Genomic DNA, 20,894 nt, shown 5'->3' with positions numbered 1-20,894 from the left:
CATGCGGAGAACGGAAAGGTATAAGGTTCATCATAAAGCAAATTCTCTATGGCAGATGTACAGTACCGTATCTTTTTTTAAAATAGTGAAGAATTTTATTGTCATTCAGGTTGCGCGATATACCCCTTTTTTAAGAATGAAAAATTGGCTGTATCGGCATCTGTTGCGCATGAAAGTAGGCGAACGTACATCCTTTGCTTTAATGGCGATGCCTGATTCCATGTTCCCTGAAAAAATCAAGGTTGGAGATAACAGCATTATCGGTTATAACACCACCATTTTAGCACATGAATATTTAATTACAGAATATCGTCTGGGCGAGGTGCATATTGGCAATGAGGTTATGATCGGAGCCAATTCGACGATATTGCCGGGGGTGCATATCGGTGATGGAGCGATTGTCTCGGCTGCGACACTTGTTCATAAAGATGTCCCGGCTGGAGCTTTTGCAGGGGGGAATCCAATGCGGATTATTTATACCAAGGAAGAAATGGAATCGCGTCAATCACCGGATGGGCATGAAGGGAGGAATTCTTGATGCATGGGGTATTGCCTGCTGTACGGCGGATGAAGGACTTTGAGAAAGTATTGGAAAGTAATCACGAACATATTATTATTTTAGAATCCAGATTAGTTCAGCTCAAGAGTATGATTGATTACGCTCATCGCGCAAATAAAAAGGTATTAGTCCATTTTGATTTGATCCAAGGATTGAAAGCAGACGAGTACGGCATGGAATTTCTGCAGCGTGAAATAAAGCCGGATGGAATTTTAACAACTCGCGGCAATGTGATTGCCGCTGCTAAGAAGCATAAATTGCTGGCAATCCAGCGTGTTTTTATCTTGGACAGTGCGGCGTTAGAACAGAGCATTAAGCTTATTCAGCGATTTCATCCGGATTATGTTGAAATCTTGCCTGGACTGATGCCTGAAGTGATTGAAGAGATAACGGGAGAAATTGATATTCCTGTCATTGCCGGCGGTTTGATTAAAGAGGAAGAGCAGGTGAAAGCAGCATTAGATACTGGAGCGGTTGCTGTTTCTACTTCAAGCCGGAAGCTTTGGGATTAAAGGTAGCGGCGGCGATTTAGATGGGCGGGTTGGAAGAAGTTACAACACCCTTTTTGTGTACGAGGCATGCGTATACTCTGTAGGGTTAAAGTCCCGATCTGCGAAGGGAGTAGTAGTGGTTAACCTTAGGAACACGAACTTCATAGAAGGCTAGAGGTGCTTGGGTAAGACTGCAAAACAAGCCTTACTGCGAAAGGGTGCATAGAGTAAATGAAGTGGGGACATGAAGAAGAAGAGTGTGTAATTACCCTGGGAGGCCTGATAGAAATGCGGTACACAGTCGTAACTGAACATGCGAATGTTCACTGAACTATCAGAAGTCAGCCGGGGGCCGTAGTACAAGATGCTTCTATAATATCTGGGAAGGCTTAATCATTTAAGGAGAATTGCCACTCTGCGTACGCAATACTCGGTGAAACAGAAACATAAAACCCTTCCTAATGGAGGAATATATAGTTAATTTGTATCGGAGTGTAAATAAAAAATGCCAATTGTTTCTATTTATAGAACCTGTTTTAAAATTAGTTTACGAAATTTATGCTCCTTTCTCTTCTTCTGCTTTGTTCCCTTCATATTCTTTTACTGCGGTTTCCATATGCAATAATTCCAACACATAAACAAATCGAGAAAATACAGATGATAATAAAAGAATTGTTTCAACCATTTTTGCATATGCTATTAAAATAAATGTGTTAGGTGGTTTATTGTATACTGTAAATGGATACAGTTAATATAAGCAAGATATATTGGCTAAAAACTTAGGAACAAAAGGAAAACCCAATGGATACTATTTTCTTTGCTATTTTTTCGATCAGTTATTTCATATTACTCCTATTAGTCATAAGGTTATTAAAGAAACCTTATGTTGAAAGCTCCATATACTTATTACCTGTTATCGCAGGTCTATTCTATGATAATACCTTCCTTACTATAGGCCGTATTATTGGTGAAGGAGATTTCTTAGAAAACCTAAATATTGCAAGGTATTGGATACATGCTTTCTTTACGCCATTGCTTGTATTATTCGCTTGGAAAACACTTGAGCAAGCAAACATGCAATGGGCAAGAAAGACTTCTATCCGAATTTTGGCTATAGGTTTAACTGCATTACTCGTGTTTTTGGAATTATTTACTGAAGTATTTAATCTTAACATCGAAGCAAAATGGGAATTTGGAGTGCTGAGTTATAGGAGCTTAGATCCTTCAAGCGGTCCCCCATTCATGATATTGGTTGTCTCATTCGTATTAGTTGTAGTTTCTATCCTCATATGGATTAAACAGAAATGGGCTTGTTTTTTTATTGGCTCTTTATTAATGATAATTGGAAGTGCTATTCAGTGGCCTATAAAGAGCGGTGCTATTACCAATCTTTTTGAGTTGATATTAATCATTTCATTACTTGGAACAGCTTACTTTCAGAGGAAAACTTAACTCAATATATAGACGGCTTTATTAAAGTCAATTTTATAAACATGAGTTTAAATAATGGAAGCATTTTTAAAGAAGGAGGTAGCAACAGTTCTTCACAAATAAACGGTGTGCTACCTCCTCATTTTTCATTTAGCTAAATTAAGAATCATAACTGCTCTAGCCAATTAATGATTTTTTCAATGACCAAATCCTGCTGTTTCTTCGGAGATATAGATGCATCTAAATCATTTTTTTGCTCACCATACATACCAAATTGCGCATGATTTCCACCTTTAATTTCAAAGTACTCAGTTGATTTCGGATTATAGATACGATTTTTTTCGATTTTATTCAAGGTACTTAATCCATCAAATTCTGCATAGATAGAAAGAGAAGGAATAGTTAGCTCTGATAAATTATTGCTATCGTTTGTATACGATCCCAGAAAGAATAATCCATCAACGTTGTCAGGATTTTTTTTTGTATAAGCCGCTGCCATTGATCCACCTAATGAATGTCCGCCAATATACCAAGTTGTAATTGATTCATCAAGTTGCATGACTTCATCCGCTCTATCTATCCCGAATATGGCAAAATTTAATGGCATTGATGGTATGAACACATTATAGCCTTCGTTTGCTAGTTGTTCCGCGAGATAGCTATATGCCAGTGTTTCTACTTTAGCACCAGGATATAATATAATTCCAACTTTGGATGGTTCTTCTGGTGTAAAAACATAAGTAGAGCCTTCCTCATTATTAGTTACCTCGGAAAGATTAACAAGCTCTTTAAGTTCATTAGTAGGCTTATATGTGATTTGTGACCAGATAAAAAAACATATAGCTGCTAGAGAGACTAGTCCTCCAACGATTAACATAGTTCTTTTGAAAATTTTCAAAGAAAAATCTCCTTCATTTTAACTCATCCATTATAAAAGTATATAACGTTTAAAATCCAAAATGCTTATTATTCCTTGTAAATCTTATCATATTATTGTTACGTATATTATTCCATATGTATCTTTTGTTAATTATTTGACTACTTCTAAGTTCTGATTTAATAATCTTGATAAGTAGGCTTACGTGCTTATCTTGAAAGGGGTAACGTTGTTTCAAGTTTTCACCATGCCAATAACATCAAGCCCTTGGTCTTTATCTCTATCCGAGAGGCTGGTACGTGAATCAATAATCCATCAGCACATAAGAGGCATCCACGCTTGTTTTCATGGCACGCTCAATCTTACCAGGTATTTGTTCGGCTGTAGTTTGAAGTGCTTCTACTCTGCGTTTATAGCCTGAACTACGCTTGTCAATCTTTGATGAAATGTCGTTAATTTGGCTTTTCTTCGAGCTTAATAAAGAAAAGTCTACTGGAATGAAAGTGGCGCCATCGGGCCACCCAAGAGTAAGCATGCGAAATCCTTTATAAAAGCGCATTTTTTGGGATGAATGGTTAAAATAGCGAGCCAATAATTCAACCAATTTACTGTGGTTACGGTTATGCGAACAATCGTCTACAATCAATGTTTTCGGCCAATTATGATCGGTTAGGTTTGTTAACTTTTTGATGGTATGATTGCTCAGGTACAATAAAAATCTTCTCCCGGCAAAGGTGGACTTGTTTAAAAGTCGATAAACCGTATTCTTTATTTCATTTGTCAATGGCCGTAATGGAACAGATATAAGCTTTACAGCTAATTAATTTGAACGTTGTTTCTAGCTGCGAAAGTTGAGTAATAAAGAAAAAATAATAATCGAAATGCAGTTCTTTATCTGACCTTTGTCTGAATCTGCAACAGTTTTCTATATAAATATGCCCTGTTAAACTATAATTCATTAAAAAAATTAAAAAAAAGCTTGCATTTTTGAATACGTTTCCAATATAATATGTTTAAAGATAGTGATGTTTTTTAAAACATAATGATGTTAACTAGGGGGTAGATTTAAATTTGAGTAATTAAAAATGGATAACAAATAAAACAGTCGAGGGGCAGGACGTTTAAAAATACGAAATAACGTGTTATCTAAAAGGAGGAGCAAGGATGGGGAGTATTGCATTTACATTAATAACATGTGCTTTCTTTATGGGACTGGTGGCTTGGTATTCTTATCATAAAACAAAGAATACAGTAAGTGATTCAACAGGTTATTTTTTAGCTGGCAGAGGATTGACCGGCGGGTTTATAGCCGGATCATTAATTTTAACAAACCTATCTGCCGAACAATTAATTGGTTTAAATGGACAAGGATATAGTGCAAACTTATCAAATATGGCCTGGGAAGTTACAGCTGGATTCTCTGTTATTATGCTGGCTCTTGTGTTACTTCCAAGATATTTGGGCGGAGCCTTCACAACACTTCCTGGGTTTATCAATAACCGATTTGACCAGGGTACGAGATTGTTGATTGTGTTATTGTTTATGCTGGGATATGGATTGATTACAATCCCTTCTGTACTTTATTCGGGATCTATTGCGGTATTACAATTATTCGATATACCTAATATGCTTGGGATTAGTTTTGAGCAATCGATGTGGGTAGTAGTTTGGGTTATCGGTATTATTGGTTCTATCTATGCTATTTTTGGCGGTTTAAAAGCTGTAGCTATTTCGGATACAATCAATGGAATTGGATTATTGATTGTTGGTTTGCTTGTACCAGTTCTGGGTTTCATTGCTCTAGGTGATGGTAATTTATTCGAAGGAATGAAAACGATTACGACAGAACATCCGGAAAAAATGAATGCTATCGGATCAAGTGATGATGGAGTTCCCTTTGGAGCTATTTTTACAGGAATGCTATTTGCTAATTTATTTTATTGGGGCACAAATCAGTATGTTATTCAAAGAACACTGGGTGCAAAAAGTTTGGCAGAAGGTCAAAAAGGAGCGTTATTTACAGGTTTCCTAAAAATTTTAGTTCCATTCTTGATGATGATTCCAGGTATTATTGCTTTCCATTTATATGGACCGGGGTTAGAGACAATGGATCTGGCATATCCAACATTAATCAGTGATATCTTCCCTACATTTTTAAATGGATTTTTCTTAGCTGTATTATTAGGAGCTGTTTTTTCCAGCTTTAACTCCTTATTAAATAGTGCTTCTACGTTGTTTGTATATGATGTCTATAAGGTAGTTATTAACAAAGATGCCAGTGATAGAAAAATGATACGTGTCAGTCAGTGGTTTGGAACGATTTTGGCATTAATAACGTTTTTTATTTCTCCGTTGTTAATCAATGCTCCTGACGGGTTATGGACTCTGATTCGTCAGTTTACTGGATTTTTCAATATTCCAATTATTGCAATTGTGTTAGTGGGGATTTTTTCTAAACGTGTTCCTTCCATAGCGCCGAAAGTTACGATTATACTCCATGTAATAGCATATTATTTCTTGATTTGGGGGTTGCCAACATTCTTTAATGTGGAATTAGCTATCAACTTCATTCACATTCAAGGGTTAATGTTTGTAATTGAAGTTGCGCTTATGCTTGTGATTGGAATGGTAAAGCCTTTAGAAGAGCCATTTGTATTTAAAGTTAACGCGCAGGTTAGCATGGTTCCTTGGAAATATGCATTGCCAGTAACGATTCTGTTATTAAGTGCAATGGTATTCAGTTATATTTTATTCTCGCCAATTGGCGTGGCTTCGCCGGAAAATATTATCTCAGGCTGGTTCTGGCCGGCAACGATTGCTCTTATCGTTGTAACGATCATTCTTTATCTTATTGCACTTAAATCGTGGAATAAAAAATATGCAGACAAACTGTTAAGCAGTCATGAAGAGCAACTAAAGAAAGAAGCTTAGCATTATATATGAGGGAGGTAGAGGATGAATAATCTACTAAAGAAATTGCAAGAAAATAATTCAAATAAGACGATTCACTCTATTACAGCGGATAAATTTAAAAAATATGGCAGGATCCTAACGGGATTTGATTGGAGCGAATGGAATGAAACCATGAAGCAGATAGAGATTCCTCAGGATGTAAATCAATATATTGCTTCTGATACAGCTTTAGAAAAAGCAAAGCTGACAGAAAAAATCCAAACAACCCTGTTTGGAGGAATGGAGATACAGGTTGGATATTGTAATGGTCCCAATAGTCATTTGAATGGGTTAGAATATCATAAAGGCAGTGAAATCAACATTGCTGTTACCGATTTAATTCTTATTTTAGGACACACCGGAGATATTCACAAAAATAAGTATAAAACGGAAAATCTGGATATTTTCTATTTGCCTAAAGGAACAATGATAGAAATTTATCAGACTACATTGCATTTTGCACCTTGTAAAGTGAATGAGGAAGGTTTTAAGTGTATGGTTATCTTACCTAAAGGAACCAATGAACCTATTGATTTCAGCAAATCAGTGATAACCGAAGAGGACAAACTGCTATTTATGAAAAATAAATGGCTGCTTGCACATCCAGATAGAACACCGCTTATTTCTAAAGGTGCCTATCCTGGAATTATTGGAGAAAATTTTAAATTAGAAACGATATAAGATTTACTAAATTTAAAGGAGAGATGGAGAAATGACAGTAGAAAGACAGGAATTAGATATTTTAGCGGGTTTCGATAAATCAAAATTTGATTATTTACCAGGGGAAGATCGTTATCTGACCGCAGAGAATCAGCCTAAATTAAAATTCAATTTAATAGGTACAGGGAATATTGGGCAGGAACATATGAAAGTAACCATACTGGAAGGCCGGGCAACCATTAATGGATTATATGATCCAAATGAAAAAAGTATTGAGCAGGCGAAAGACGTATTTGTTAATGAATTGCAGGCTGGAGATATAAACGTATTTGAATCGTTAGAAGAAGCATGTAATGATCCGGAAGCGGATGCATTGTTAATCTGTACGCCAAACTATACGCATATAGATGTTGTGCGGGTAGCGGCGAAATCGAAAAAACATATTTTTTTAGAAAAACCAATGACCACAAATCTGGAAGATGCATACGAAATCATGGAGATTGCTAAAGATTACCCAAGTATTTTTCAAATAGGTTTGCAATACCGTTATAAACCAATCTATGTAGAAGCAATTCATGAAGCACTGGAAAGAAAATCAGTTGGTGACATTAAAACGATTTCCATTATGGAGCATCGTGTACCTTTCCTTGATAAAGTAGGGCAATGGAATAAATTCTCCGAAAAATCAGGGGGAACATTTGTAGAGAAATGCTGTCATTACTTCGATTTATTTAATTTATTTGCGCAATCGAAGCCTGTAGAAGTATATGCAACAGGAAGCCAGGCAGTAAACTTTCAAACCTTCCAATATGAGGGGGAAAGTTCAGATATTATTGATAGCGGCTTTGTCATTGTAAAATATGAAAATGGTATTCAATGTAATTTTAATTTATCTATGTTTTCACCTATGTTTTATGAAGAATTAGTGCTTTGTGGAAATGAAGGACGTCTGAAAGCTACTGAAACAGAACGGTTTGTACCATTAGAAGGACCAGATAACTATTTGGAGGTTATTCGTGCAGGAGGAAGTCCTTCAAAAACTTCTACGCCGGTTTATCCGACAGAGATTCAAAAAAGTGGACATGGCGGAGCAACTTATTATGAACATGTTTACTTTGTAGATAATATTTTAGGAAAAACAACTTCGACTGCCACTGTAGAGGAAGGTTTCTGGTCTATCGTTGTAGGATTGGCGGCAGAAGAATCATTAAGAACCGGTGAAAAAGTAATTATAAATGATTTTTTAGCTGCAAATCCGAAAGACACGGTGGTGAATAACTAAGAAGAATCTGATAGAAAGAATCCTTCTATAAAGAAGGTGTTCAAAAAGCTGAGTTACTTTGAAATTCAATTTCTAATTCAGTGTTTATAAAATGTTTTTGGAAAGAGGGGAAGTTACATGGTTAATAAAATAGTATATATTCCAATTGGAAGAAAAACGTTTGATTTAAAAGCTGCTGAAGAGCAGAGGGAACAAAGCTCAAAACTCTTACATGAATTGGCTGATACGTTAATAGAACCAAATGAGATTATTACGTCTACTGAAGATGTAATGGATTTTCTGAATACAGAGGATTTAAATGATATATCCTACGTTGTCTATCAACATGCAACTTTTGCTGATGCTGCTGCTGTGGAAGAACTGATTCAAGTAGTGAAAGCTCCGATTATAGTCTGGAGTGTCAGAGAGCCTAGTGTTGGCGGAAGATTACGGTTAAATTCTCTAACTGGAGGAAATGCAACCAGCCATCACCTAAAAGCTGCGAAACATCCGTATGTCTTTGTATTTGGCAATGCAGGAGAATCAAGAGTCAAAGAAATATTATCGAACTATCTAAATGGGGTTCAAGAAGAAAAGGAAAGAAACGTAAAAACAATTAATACCCTGATTGAGGTAAATACGAAACAAAAATCAGAAGTAGAAAAAGTTATTAAAGACCTTCAAAATATTAAAATTGGCGTTTTTGGAGATCATCCACCAGGATTCTTTTTCTCTGGTACAAATGAAGAAAAACTTGGAGAACAGCTGGGAGTTTCGGTGAAATTTTTTGATTTAAATGAAGCGTTTGAGAAATGTGTGGAGCTCCCGAAGGAAAAATGGATTGGAGCCATTGAGAGAGCTGAGAAGCAGGTGATTGGATTAAACAGATCTGATGAAACAGTAGAACGATTTGCACAATTCACCACCTATGTCAAAGAGCAAATTGATCAAGAGGAACTTACAGGAACAGCAGTACGTTGTTACCCGGAATTTTTCAATAAATTAGGTGCTGCAGCCTGCTCAACACTATCACAATTTACTGAAGACGGTATCGTTTCAGCTTGTGAATCGGATATTCATGGGGCTATCTCGATGTCAATTCTGCAGCAGCTGTCAGGAGGAAGTGCTCCTTATTTAGGAGATATGGTACATGTTAATGAAGAAAGCAATTCTGTGGTATTTTGGCATTGCGGGGCAGGTGCATATTCTTTAGCAAATCCAAAAACTGGAGCACGTCCCGGGGTCCATCCAAATAGAAAACTGGGATTTACCATGGAATTTGGTTTAAAACCGGGAAAAGTAACTATTTTCAGAGTAAGCTATACACCGGAAGGATACCGCATGCTTATCATGTCAGGAGAAGCATTGGATACACCGCAGCGTTTTAATGGAACCTCTGTAGAAGTAGAATTGGGAACAAACGTAACAGATACGCTTTATGATTTAATGGATGAAGGATTTGAACCACATTACGCCCTTGTATATGCAGATATAACGGATGAATTAATCGAGTTGGGCAAACAGCTGAATATTGAAACTGTGGTATATAACAGTCGTTCGGAAGAAGTTCTTTCATGAAAAAGGTTGTTATAGGACAGGCAGGCGGTCCAACTTCTGTTATCAATGCAACATTAGCGGGTTTTGTAGAGGAAGTGATGGATGAATACAACCTTACCTTTTTACAAAACGGCTACGAAGGCCTGGTTTACGGAAATTTTTTGGATGGAACAGATGAAATAAACAGCTGGATTGTAGAAAACAAACATGTGCCGGGAGCCTGCCTTGGGTCTGGACGATTTCCTTTGGAAGCTGAGCATATCGAACAATGTGTTCAGCAATTAAGAAACATACAGGCAGATGCGCTTGTCGTAATCGGTGGTAACGGCACAATGGAAGCTTTAAGTAAAATTGAACAGGAAGCGGCAAATACAGGGTATGAATTACAAGTTATCGGGTTACCGAAAACAGTGGATAATGATTTGGGAGGAACGGATCATGCGCCGGGTTTTGGCAGTGCGGTAAGGTATGTTGCTCAATCAACCTTAGATATCAGCAGAGATCTTTATTCCATGAGAAATTTTGAACAGGTCCGAATCTTAGAAACGATGGGTAGAAATGCCGGCTGGCTGGCGCTGGCTACTGGATTTCTTCGCAGATATGAAGAGGACGGTCCGCATATCATCTTAATTCCGGAAAGACCTGTAAAAAAAGAAATATTCTTAAAAGAAGTTGATAAAATAATTCAGAAGAATGGTTGTGCTGTAATCGTAGTGAGTGAGGGGGTGAAATGGGAAGGAGCAGATCAAATTGAGAAGGAAGTTGTTGATGGCAGAAAGATACTTGGCGGGATTTCCTCAGAAATCGAGTTTTTAATAAAAAAGGAATTAAAGATAATGGCAAGAGCAGAGCTGCTGGGGATGAACCAGCGCAGTTCTTCCATGTCTGTTTCACCAGTGGACTATAAGGAAGCATCTCAAGCTGGAATCTGTGGGGGCAAATGGTTAAGAGAAGGCAAAAATAAAATCATGGTTTCCCTACAAAGAACGAAACAATTCGACTATAATATAAATAAAATACCAGTCGATTTGAAGGAAGTAGTTCAAGAGGGAGAAAGGTTGCTGCCGGATTATTTTATTGATAATCATCAGGCATATTATGAGTGGTTGACTCCATTAATTGGAGAAGACCTTCCTTCTTATCCTTCACCGATTCCTAGGAGAGATAGTTATGTCAGGGAGCCGTTTTGAGCCTAAAAAAGGCGAGGCATTGTATTTACAAGTGAAGAAAGAATTATATAAACGTATTCAGGAAGGTATCTGGAAGGCGGATACGCTTATTCCTACAGAGCAAGAATTAATTTCAGAATTTGATGTCAGCCGAACGACCATAAGACAAGCAATAAACTTGCTTGTTCAGGATAATTTACTTGAAAAGAAACAGGGACGAGGGACTGTTGTCCGGCCGCAAAATCTGGTAGGACACTTGGGCAAGCTAAAAGGGTTTACAGAAGAAGCAAGAGAAAGAGGACAAATCCCTAGAGCAAAGGTTTTACGAAGCGAATTTAAATCAACGTTTTTTTTCGAAAAGGATATATTAGAGGTTTCTGAAAAAGATCCTATCCTGCTGGTGGAAAGAATCAGGCTGGCAGATGATATTCCAATAGCGATTGAAAGATCCTGCTGGCCAAAGGACATTGGAGAATTATTGCAGACACATAATCTGAATGAAGCGCATTACTATGAAATTTTAGAGCAGCATAATATTTATTTGAAGCGTGCAAAAGAAACCATCAGAGCAATTAACGCAACAATGGATGAAGCGGATTATTTAGGGATTCGTCCGGGGGAAGCTCTGTTAGAAATGACAAAAGTCAGCTATGGAATGGACGATCGTCCAATTGAATATACCAAAACAAGATATCGAAGCGATAAATATCAATATAGTATTGAATTAAAAAGATAGGGAGTGGACACAGCATGTCATTTATAAACGGAAAGGTAATGCTTCAGCATGCTTATGAGAATGGATATGGCGTTGGAGCTTTCAGTGCGCATAATGCAGAAACCATTTTAGGGATTTTAGAGGCGGCAGAAGAAGAACAGGCGCCAATTATGATCCAAGTGGGGCAAAAGGTTATTCAGACATTAGGAATGGAATCAATGAAAGCATTGATAGATATCTATGCAAAACAATTTACAATTCCGGTCGCTATCCACTTGGATCACAGCAGGAGTTTTGAGCAAACAATGCAGGCTGTTCAGCTTGGCTTTCAATCTGTCATGTTTGATGGTTCTGCAAGATCTTTTGAAGAAAACAGCAGCATTACACGTGATGTCGTTCAGGTAGCAAAAGCGCTTCATATCGGTTCTGAAGGAGAAATTGGCAAAATAGGCGGAACAGAAGATGATATTTCTGTCGATGAAAAAGATGCCCTTATTACAACGACAGAAGAAGCAGTTGCCTTTGTAGAAGCAACAGACGTAGATTATTTAGCTGTTTCTATTGGTACTGCTCATGGGCTGTATAAACAAACACCTCAATTACGATTTGAGAGATTAGATGCTATTTCAAAGGCTGTTCAACGTCCCGTAGTGCTCCATGGAGGCTCAGATGTTCCTGATGAACAGGTTCAAAAAGCAATCCAATTAGGTGTTGCCAAAATTAATGTAGATACAGAATTGCGTCAGGCGTTTACAAATGGTGTAAAAGAAACTTTTAAACAGAATCCGGATGAAATTGTTTTAGCCAATTCATTAGGAAACGGAAAAGATTATTTAAAGAAAAAAGTTCAGGAAAAAATAAAGGTATTTGGAAGCAAAGGAAAAGCAAAGGATTTATAAGAAAACAAAAGATAGTAACCTTATGTTATGAAAGGATGATGTTATGATGAATAATGTATTGTTAAAAAATATCTATGGTCTTTTCATTGATGGAAAATGGACAGAGAGGGATAGAAAGCTTCCGGTTTTCAATAAATATTCACAAGAAGTGATTGCTGAAATTTCTGTAGCGGAAGAAAGCGATGTAACTGCAAGTGTTGCAGCAGCTAAAAAGGCTTTAAAAACACCATTTCCACCTTACGAGCGCTTTCATGTTTTAAAAAAAGCTTCTGAATTATTATTGGAACGAAAAGAGAGCGTTGCTAATGTCCTTGTTCAAGAAGTTGGGAAGCCTTTAACAGAATCAATTGGTGAAGTGGAAAGAGCGGCGTTAACATTGGAAGTTTCGGCAGAAGAAGCAAAGCGTATCCATGGAGAGGGAGTGCCAATAGAGTCAGCACCGGGTTCGGAAAATAGGAAAGCTTTGACAATAAAAGCACCAGTTGGGGTCGTAGCTGCCATCACACCATTTAACGTTCCTTTAAATCTAGTTTGTCATAAAGTTGGGCCAGGTCTTGCTGCGGGAAATAGTGTGATATTAAAACCAGCTGAAGAAACATCTATATCCGCGCTGTTGCTGGCGGAAATATTTGAAGAGGCTGGTCTTCCTGTCGGACGTTTAAACGTGTTAACTGGAGAGGGAGCAGAAATCGGTGAGTACCTGACCTCCAATCAAGAAATAAACATGTACACCTTTACCGGCAGCCCGAGCGTAGGTCAAATTATACGTGAAAATACTGGAATAAGAAAAGTAGCATTAGAACTGGGGAATAATTCAGCAACGATTGTTCATCGAGATGCTGATATTGAGATCAGTGCAGCAGCGGCTGCGCAAAAAAGCTTTAATAATGCCGGTCAGGTTTGTATTTCGGTTCAACGTGTTTTTGTGCATGAAGCCATTTATGAATCCTTTTTGGAGAAAATGATTGAAACAACAAAAGCTCTCAAGGTAGGTGACCCTGCGGATGCTTCAACAAATATTGGTCCAATGATTGCCGAAAAAGAAGCTGTCCGTGTTGAAAATTGGGTGGATGAAGCGATAAGCCAAGGTGCTAAGCTGCAGGTTGGCGGGAAACGCGACGGGGTTTTTTATCAGCCGACTATTTTGACAAATGTAAATCAGGAAATGAAAGTATGCAGAAATGAAGTCTTTGGACCAGTAGTTGCGGTAGATACGTATCATGATGAAGATGAAGTGATTGAAAAAGTAAATGATTCCGAGTATGGACTGCAGGCAGGGTTATTTACAAATGATTTAAGCTTTGTGATGAAAGCAGCCGAGAAGATTGAAGTAGGCGGATTGATTATTAATGATACTTCTGGTTACAGAGTAGACCACATGCCTTATGGCGGTGTGAAAAAGAGCGGCACCGGTAAAGAAGGTCCGAAGTATGCGATGGAAGAAATGACAGAGGAAAAATTAATCGTATTTCAATAATTACGTTAACGCAAGACGGATAACAGGGCTATTCTAAGCGGATAGCCCTGTTATCCATCAATAAATAAAATAAGCAAGGTGATCAAGTGTTTATTCTATCAATTATGCTACCTATTTTCTTTGTGTTTGTTGTCGGCTACATTGCGCAGTCCTTTCTCAAGTTAGAAACTGTCATGATATCGAGATTGGCGATTTACATACTTGTTCCCTTTTTAGTTTTTCGTACCTTTTATTTACAGACGATTGATAGTTCCTTTATGTATTTTATTATTTTTTTACTTGGACTTTGCTTTTTGAGTATTTTATTCATTACTTTATTTACAAAGGTCTTGAAATATTCTGAGGAACAACGTTGTGGATTAATATTATCCAGTGCGTTTATGAATAATGGGAATTATGGTACGCCGCTAGTTCTCTTTTTGTTTGGGCCAGAAGGGATGAAGGTAGCCATTGTATTAATGGTTTTACAGCAATTACTAATGAGCACATTAGGAGTCTATTATGCGGCGAAAGGGAGTCCATTTAATGTAGGGAGCATAGATGCAGCAGGACAGATTTTGCGCATGCCGATGATTTACGGGGCAACACTTGGAATCGTATTTAACTGGTTGAATATTCCCTTGGGAACTTTAATGAAAGGGATTGATTTTATGGCAGATGCTGCAATTCCAGTGATTATGATTGCCTTAGGAATGCAACTAGCAAACATGACAATCAGAAAAGTGGATTGGAAATTACTTTCATTCAGTCTTTCTATGCGGCTGATGCTGTCTCCTTTATTAGCATTATTTATCGTATGGCAGTTGCCGCTTGATGAATTGACGAAGCAAATAATGGTTATTGTAGCTGCTACACCAACTGCTGCAAATACGACAATGTATGCTATCCAGTTTCGAGTACAAGAGAATAATGTGTCTGCTGCAACCTTGATATCAACAGTGCTGAGTCTGGTTACTGTTCCTGTTGTCATTTATCTAATGACCTAATTAATCTTAACTTTATAACAGATTAATAAGAAGGTTTGAAATTATTTACACCGCTTTCAATTTATTATAATGTATAAATAAATAGGATAAAGCATGTGCATAAGTAAAGCGCCTTCATCATGTGCCAGAATATCTTTTAAAAGATTATGGTTTTGTCTTTGTGAACTTTTTTTGATCCCTGTTTTATTTTAGTTTAGGAAGCTACATTAGAAAAGGAGGAATTTACCATGACCGAAAAATATATCCTATCCATTGACCAAGGTACCACAAGTTCTCGTGCGATTTTATTTAACCAAAAAGGCGATATTGTAGAAACGGCACAAAACGAATTTAAGCAATTTTTTGATAAACCGGGCTGGGTGGAGCATGATGCCAATGAAATTTGGACGTCCGTATTGGGATGCATAGCTCAAGTAATCAATAAAACAGGGATTGAGCCGAGCAGTGTAGAAGGAATCGGTATCACCAATCAGCGGGAAACGGCGATTGTATGGGATAAGCATACAGGAAGACCAATTTACAGGGCAATCGTCTGGCAATCACGTCAAACAGAAGGTATCTGTAAAGAGCTCAGGGAGCAGGGGTATGAGGACACCGTTCGTAATAAAACGGGGCTGCTGATTGATCCTTATTTTTCAGGAACCAAAGTGAAATGGATTTTGGATCATGTCGAAGGTGCCAGAGAAAAAGCAGAAGCGGGAGACCTTTTATTTGGAACAGTGGACTCGTGGCTGATTTATAAGTTTTCAGCTGGAAAAACACATGTTACTGATTATTCCAATGCTTCCAGAACACTGATGTTTAATATTTATGATTTAAAATGGGATGAGGAGCTTCTGGACATTTTTGATGTACCGAAATCCATGCTTCCGGAGGTGCGCCCGTCATCTGAAATTTATACCAACACAGTGGCGTATCATTTCTTTGGGGAAGAGATTCCGATTGCCGGTATTGCTGGTGATCAGCAAGCTGCTTTGTTTGGGCAAGCCTGCTTTGAAAAGGGAATGGCTAAAAATACGTACGGTACCGGGGGCTTCTTATTAATGAATACAGGAGAAAAACCGGTTAGTTCAGAAAATGGTTTGCTTACTACGATTGCATGGGGCTTGGGCGGAAAGGTAACCTATGCCCTGGAAGGAAGTATTTTTGTTGCCGGTTCAGCAATCCAGTGGCTCCGTGATGGTTTAAGAATGATTGAATCGAGTCCGGAGAGTGAGGACTTTGCAGGCAGAATTGATACCACAGACGGTGTTTATGTGGTGCCGGCATTTGTCGGTTTAGGAACGCCTTATTGGGACAGTGCAGCCCGCGGTGCTGTATTTGGATTAACCAGAGGAACAAAAAAGGAGCATTTTATCCGGGCAACGTTGGAATCACTGGCTTATCAGACAAGAGATGTGATGGAGGCGATGGCTGCCGACTCTAATATTGATTTGAAAACGCTTCGTGTGGATGGCGGCGCCGTAAAAAATGACTTTTTGATGCAGTTCCAGAGTGATATCCTGGATGTGACCGTGGAGCGACCGGTTGTTCAGGAAACAACGGCGCTTGGTTCTGCTTACTTAGCGGGATTAGCAATTGGGTTCTGGGAGAGCCAGGAAGAGATTTCACAGCAGTGGCAAAATGAGAAAACATTTAAAGAGGCAATGGATAAAGAAGAAAGTGAGCGCTTATATAAAGGCTGGAAGAAAGCGGTGGAAGCGACGCGTGTATTTAAATTAGAGGATTGATCGGCAACGTAGTAATATACCGGCTGTGCAATAGATAAAATCCGAATCGAGCAAGTGACTATACAATAAAAGTCATCTGTGTTAAGATATAATCAAGTTAATATAAAGGACGGAGAAGCAGGAGAGACCGCAAAGTATCTGGTGTATAGACACCAGTGCATTTGTGGTCTTTTTTATTGTGCTGGAAATGAAGCCGCCCGCCAATGTTCGTCGGGCAGATTCATGCTTTTCATCTGTATTTGATGAATAACCGTCTTCAATAAAGGGAATAAAAACAATAGATCATTACTGGGAGTGGGAGTGGAAATAATGCATAATTTTTCAAGTAAAGAACGTAAAGAAACACTAGGGGCCTTAGAAAGTAATCAACTGGATTTATTAGTTATCGGCGGCGGTATTACCGGATCAGGAATTTCTCTGGATGCTGCGACAAGAGGCCTGCGTACGGGCCTGATTGAAATGCAGGATTTTGCAGCCGGTACTTCAAGCCGTTCTACCAAATTGGTGCATGGCGGCCTGCGCTATCTGCAGCAATTTGAAGTGAAGATGGTAGCAGAGGTAGGAAAAGAACGTGCGGTTGTTTATGAAAATGGCCCGCATGTGACGACACCAGAATGGATGCTGCTGCCATTCCATAAAGGAAGTAATTTAGGACCGTTTACATCAAGTATTGGTTTGCGTGTATATGACTTTTTAGCAGGGGTAAAAAAATCAGAGCGTCGGGAGATGTTAAAGCCGGCAGAGGTATTAGAACGTGAGCCGCTTGTAAAAAAAGAGGAGCTTCGCGGCGGAGGCTTTTATGTAGAATATAAAACCGATGATGCACGTTTAACGATTGAAGTGCTTAAAAAAGCTGTGGAAAACGGCGTGAAAGCAGTCAACTACACCAAAGCAGTTGAATTCATCTATGAAGAAGGCAAAGTAGTCGGCGTTGTAGCCGAGGATCAAATCAGCAAAGAAAAGCATCCAATCTATGCAAAGAAAATTATTAACGCTGGCGGGCCTTGGGTGGATGATGTCCGTGAATTAGATGGTTCCAAAAAAGGAAAAACCCTTCATTTAACAAAAGGTGTCCATCTTGTATTCGATGAATCGGTCTTCCCGTTGAAGCAAGCAGTGTATTTCGATACACCGGATGGCCGGATGGTTTTTGCTATTCCGCGTGACGGCAAAACATATGTAGGTACAACCGATACCGATTATAAAGGGGATATTGCGCATCCGACGATGACAGAGAAGGACCGGGATTATATTTTAGATGCCATTAATTATATGTTCCCATCTGTTGGTATTGATGCAAGTAAAGTCGAATCAAGCTGGGCCGGCATCCGTCCGTTAATTGCGGAAGAAGGGGCAAGCAGTCCAAGTGAAATTTCCCGTAAGGATGAGATTTTCCAATCAGATTCCGGGTTACTTTCTATGGCAGGCGGTAAATTAACTGGTTACCGCAAAATGGGCGAGCATGTTGTCAATATGGTAGCAAAACAGTTAAAAGAAGAAGAAGGCATCCTATATACAGAGAGCCAAACGAAGCACCTGCCTATTTCCGGCGGAGAAGTCGGCGGATCCAAAGGCTTCAAGAATTTTAAAGCAGAAAAAGTCAAAGAAGGCAGCAGCCTTGGGTTATCAGAAAATGAAGCAGCAGAGCTGACACAGCGTTATGGCGCAAATGTAGATAAAATTTTTACACTATATAAAGAGAATAAAGAAGCAGCTGCAAAAGAAAACATCGAACCGGCAGTATTTGCACAGGTAATATATGCAATAAATGAAGAAATGGCATATAAAGCAGTAGACTTCTTCATTCGCCGCTCCGGTGCATTATTCTTCAACCGTCCATGGGTGGAGACGCATATGGATACTGTCCTGCCATTTATGGAAAAAGAGCTCGGCTGGACCAGGGAAGAAGCAGCAGTCTATCGAAAAGAACTCGAGCAGCTATTATACGAAACAACGCATCCAGATAAATAAATGAAGGAAACAAAAAATAAGATGCACGCCAGATCGTGCGTCTTATTTTTTATGGGAATCTGCTATATTCTATGGTATACTTTTCTCGACTGTCTTTAAGAACGGGGGATTGATTCATGCTAAGAAGGAAAAATAAGAAGACAACTGCAAATAACGTAACCCCATTTATTCCTGAAGGCGACTTTTACTATACAAAGGGTGTCGAAGCATTTAAGAAAAGGAAGTTTGATATTGCGATTAAATGGATTCAAAAAGCAATTGAGGACAAGCCTCATTTTCCTTTATATAAATGTCAGTTATCCATTATTTATACAGAAACCGGTGCTTATCATAAAGCCAATCAGCTGCTGACAGAAGTGCTGCAGACTGGAGAGTATATTGATTGTTATTATTTAGCTGCCAACAACTATGCGCATCTTGGATTGCTTCAAGATGCCAAAAAGTATGCGCAGATGTATTTAGATAAAAAACCAGAAGGCGACTTCAGTAATGATGCTGCGCAGCTTCTTGACTTCATTGAAATAGAGGATGAAGAGGAAGAAAATTTTTCTCTGGAGGATGAGGATGAACTGATTGTCCTGCAGGAGACTGCATTTTATCATATGGAGCATGATGAATGGGAAAAAGCAATTCCGTTTATTGAGGAGCTCATGGAAAACTTTCCGGAGCAGAAGCTGGCTGTCCATGATTATGCCCAGGCCTTATTCTATACAGGAAGAAAAGAACAGGCGATGCATATTGAAGAAGATATGCTCGTGGACTATCCCAACAATTTGCACAGCCATTTGAATTTAGCCCTGTTTTATTATGAAACGGGAGAGGCAGATTATCAGACGCATATCGACATTATAAACAATATTTATCCGATGCATGAAGAACAAAAGCTGCGGATTGCGGAAGTCTTTGCGAAAACAGCAAATTATGGTTTAGCTTATGAACGGTATCAAAATATTTCTGGGGAGCAAGCTAAAAGAAGAGCATCCTATTATAAATGGTATAGCATCACAGCTTATCAATCGGGGAACCCAAGCAAGGCATTGCGTTTATGGGAAGAGGGTTTGAAGCGGCATCCCAAGCTGTCAGAAGAAGAAGGGCCTTGGGCGATAAAAAAATGAGCAAAAAGATAGACGTTAAATCTTAATTTCATTACACTATACGGTGGAATAAGAATATTATAAGGATAAAGGGGCGGGATTGAATGTCCGAAGAGAGAATATATGATGTGATTATTGCCGGAGCTGGACCAGCAGGGATGACAGCTGCTGTGTATGCTTCACGGGCAAATTTAGATACACTGATGCTGGAACGCGGAATTCCGGGAGGCCAGGTGGCAAATACAGAAGATGTAGAGAACTATCCTGGATTTGACCATATTTTAGGACCGGACTTGTCGAATAAAATGTTCGATCATGCTAAAAAGTTTGGCGCAGAATATGCATACGGTGATATTAAGTCGATTGAAGATCATGGCAAATATAAAACCATTTATGCAGGAAAAAAAGTTTATCATACTAAAGCTTTGATTATTGCAACTGGAGCACAATATAAGAAACTCGGGATTCCGGGCGAAGAAGAGCTTGGCGGACGCGGTGTGTCTTATTGTGCCGTTTGTGACGGTGCTTTCTTTAAAGAGAAAGAACTGGTTGTTGTCGGCGGGGGAGACTCTGCAGTAGAAGAAGGCGTGTATCTGACAAGATTCGCAAGCAAAGTAACCATTGTACACCGCCGTGATGAATTGCGGGCACAGCGCATTCTTCAGGATCGCGCATTTAACAACGATAAAATTGAATTTATTTGGGATACGATAGCTGAAAAAATTAACGGTCCAGAGGGAAAAGTCAGCAGCATTTCATTAAAAAATGTAAAAACGGATGAAGTATATGACTTCCCAACAAGCGGTGTATTTGTTTATGTCGGTATGCTTCCTTTAAATGATCCATTTACGGATTTAGGGATTACGGATGAAGAAGGATATATTCCTACATCTGAAAATATGGAAACGAAAATACCTGGTATTTTTGCAGCTGGAGATATCCGTGCAAAAGACCTCAGACAAATTGTTACAGCTACAGGCGATGGAAGTATCGCAGCGGAAACAGCAATTAAATATGTAGAAACATTAGAAGATTAATTAGCAAAATTGTCGTATTTTAGGAGAT

At 38.7% G+C, this 20,894-nt stretch carries 18 protein-coding genes and 1 pseudogene; 16 read left to right on the top strand and 3 right to left on the bottom strand.

The window, feature by feature from the left end; all coding sequences use genetic code 11:
- Position 1: 1 nt before the first annotated feature.
- Positions 2–538 (top strand): acyltransferase, encoded by a 537-nt coding sequence (locus ACW0TQ_RS14290; protein WP_042530229.1) that lies wholly within the window; start codon positions 2–4, stop codon positions 536–538.
- A complete protein-coding gene (locus ACW0TQ_RS14285) occupies positions 538–1,071 on the top strand; it encodes a glycerol-3-phosphate responsive antiterminator (RefSeq protein WP_042530231.1) in 534 nt (177 codons plus the stop codon). The genes ACW0TQ_RS14290 and ACW0TQ_RS14285 overlap by 1 nt, the downstream gene beginning before the upstream one ends.
- A gap of 535 nt (positions 1,072–1,606) precedes the next feature.
- Here ACW0TQ_RS14285 and ACW0TQ_RS14280 read toward each other — a convergent pair.
- The gene (locus ACW0TQ_RS14280) at positions 1,607–1,735 is read right to left on the bottom strand and encodes a hypothetical protein (protein WP_256704976.1); all 129 of its coding nucleotides are present in this window, start codon (positions 1,733–1,735) and stop codon (positions 1,607–1,609) included.
- A gap of 116 nt (positions 1,736–1,851) precedes the next feature.
- On the opposite strand from ACW0TQ_RS14280, the gene ACW0TQ_RS14275 reads away from it, so the two are divergent.
- A complete protein-coding gene (locus tag ACW0TQ_RS14275) occupies positions 1,852–2,502 on the top strand; it encodes a hypothetical protein (RefSeq protein ID WP_341173221.1) in 651 nt (216 codons plus the stop codon).
- Positions 2,503–2,647: 145 nt separating this feature from the next.
- On the opposite strand, the gene ACW0TQ_RS14270 is transcribed toward ACW0TQ_RS14275, so the two are convergent.
- Both ACW0TQ_RS14270 and ACW0TQ_RS14265 read right to left on the bottom strand, forming a co-directional pair.
- Positions 2,648–3,379, bottom strand: coding sequence for an alpha/beta hydrolase (locus tag ACW0TQ_RS14270; protein WP_052484914.1), 732 nt, complete (start codon positions 3,377–3,379; stop codon positions 2,648–2,650).
- Positions 3,380–3,554: 175 nt separating this feature from the next.
- A pseudogene (locus ACW0TQ_RS14265) lies at positions 3,555–4,127 on the bottom strand (transposase); the annotation flags it as partial.
- Between the two features lie 395 nt (positions 4,128–4,522).
- Between ACW0TQ_RS14265 and ACW0TQ_RS14260 the strand changes: the two are divergent.
- The 13 genes from ACW0TQ_RS14260 (at position 4,523) to trxB (ending at position 20,866) form a co-directional block, all read left to right on the top strand.
- Positions 4,523–6,289, top strand: a complete 1,767-nt coding sequence (locus ACW0TQ_RS14260; protein ID WP_042530235.1) for a solute:sodium symporter family transporter — start codon at positions 4,523–4,525, stop codon at positions 6,287–6,289.
- A gap of 24 nt (positions 6,290–6,313) precedes the next feature.
- Positions 6,314–6,991 carry a DUF4867 family protein gene (locus ACW0TQ_RS14255; protein WP_042530237.1) on the top strand — a complete coding sequence of 226 codons (678 nt, stop codon included), beginning with the start codon at positions 6,314–6,316 and terminating at the stop codon, positions 6,989–6,991.
- A 31-nt stretch (positions 6,992–7,022) separates the two neighbouring features.
- A complete protein-coding gene (locus ACW0TQ_RS14250; protein ID WP_212928324.1) occupies positions 7,023–8,252 on the top strand; it encodes a Gfo/Idh/MocA family protein in 1,230 nt (409 codons plus the stop codon).
- A 117-nt stretch (positions 8,253–8,369) separates the two neighbouring features.
- Positions 8,370–9,809 carry an L-fucose/L-arabinose isomerase family protein gene (locus tag ACW0TQ_RS14245; RefSeq protein WP_212928323.1) on the top strand — a complete coding sequence of 480 codons (1,440 nt, stop codon included), beginning with the start codon at positions 8,370–8,372 and terminating at the stop codon, positions 9,807–9,809.
- Positions 9,806–10,978 (top strand): diphosphate--fructose-6-phosphate 1-phosphotransferase, encoded by a 1,173-nt coding sequence (locus tag ACW0TQ_RS14240; RefSeq protein ID WP_042530244.1) that lies wholly within the window; start codon positions 9,806–9,808, stop codon positions 10,976–10,978. The genes ACW0TQ_RS14245 and ACW0TQ_RS14240 overlap by 4 nt, the downstream gene beginning before the upstream one ends.
- Entirely contained in the window at positions 10,959–11,693 is a 735-nt protein-coding gene (locus ACW0TQ_RS14235) for a GntR family transcriptional regulator (protein WP_042530246.1), read from the top strand. Before ACW0TQ_RS14240 ends, ACW0TQ_RS14235 begins: the two co-directional genes overlap by 20 nt.
- 14 nt (positions 11,694–11,707) lie before the next feature.
- Entirely contained in the window at positions 11,708–12,571 is an 864-nt protein-coding gene (locus tag ACW0TQ_RS14230; protein ID WP_042530248.1) for a class II fructose-bisphosphate aldolase, read from the top strand.
- A 46-nt stretch (positions 12,572–12,617) separates the two neighbouring features.
- Positions 12,618–14,048, top strand: coding sequence for an aldehyde dehydrogenase family protein (locus ACW0TQ_RS14225; protein ID WP_256706333.1), 1,431 nt, complete (start codon positions 12,618–12,620; stop codon positions 14,046–14,048).
- Between the two features lie 86 nt (positions 14,049–14,134).
- Positions 14,135–15,034 (top strand): AEC family transporter, encoded by a 900-nt coding sequence (locus ACW0TQ_RS14220; RefSeq protein ID WP_139089019.1) that lies wholly within the window; start codon positions 14,135–14,137, stop codon positions 15,032–15,034.
- A 227-nt stretch (positions 15,035–15,261) separates the two neighbouring features.
- Positions 15,262–16,764: a glycerol kinase GlpK gene (glpK, locus tag ACW0TQ_RS14215; protein ID WP_042530256.1), complete on the top strand. Its 1,503-nt coding sequence runs from the start codon at positions 15,262–15,264 to the stop codon at positions 16,762–16,764.
- Positions 16,765–17,073: 309 nt separating this feature from the next.
- Positions 17,074–18,735: a glycerol-3-phosphate dehydrogenase/oxidase gene (locus tag ACW0TQ_RS14210; RefSeq protein WP_042530258.1), complete on the top strand. Its 1,662-nt coding sequence runs from the start codon at positions 17,074–17,076 to the stop codon at positions 18,733–18,735.
- Positions 18,736–18,851: 116 nt separating this feature from the next.
- On the top strand, positions 18,852–19,850 hold the full coding sequence (locus tag ACW0TQ_RS14205) for a tetratricopeptide repeat protein (RefSeq protein ID WP_042530259.1): 999 nt from the start codon (positions 18,852–18,854) through the stop codon (positions 19,848–19,850).
- 83 nt (positions 19,851–19,933) lie between these two features.
- Positions 19,934–20,866, top strand: coding sequence for a thioredoxin-disulfide reductase (gene trxB, locus ACW0TQ_RS14200; protein ID WP_042530261.1), 933 nt, complete (start codon positions 19,934–19,936; stop codon positions 20,864–20,866).
- Positions 20,867–20,894 lie beyond the last annotated feature (28 nt).

The sequence above is a fragment of the Oceanobacillus sp. M60 genome (genome assembly GCF_053839645.1).
This window is presented reverse-complemented; position numbering and strand designations above follow the sequence as displayed.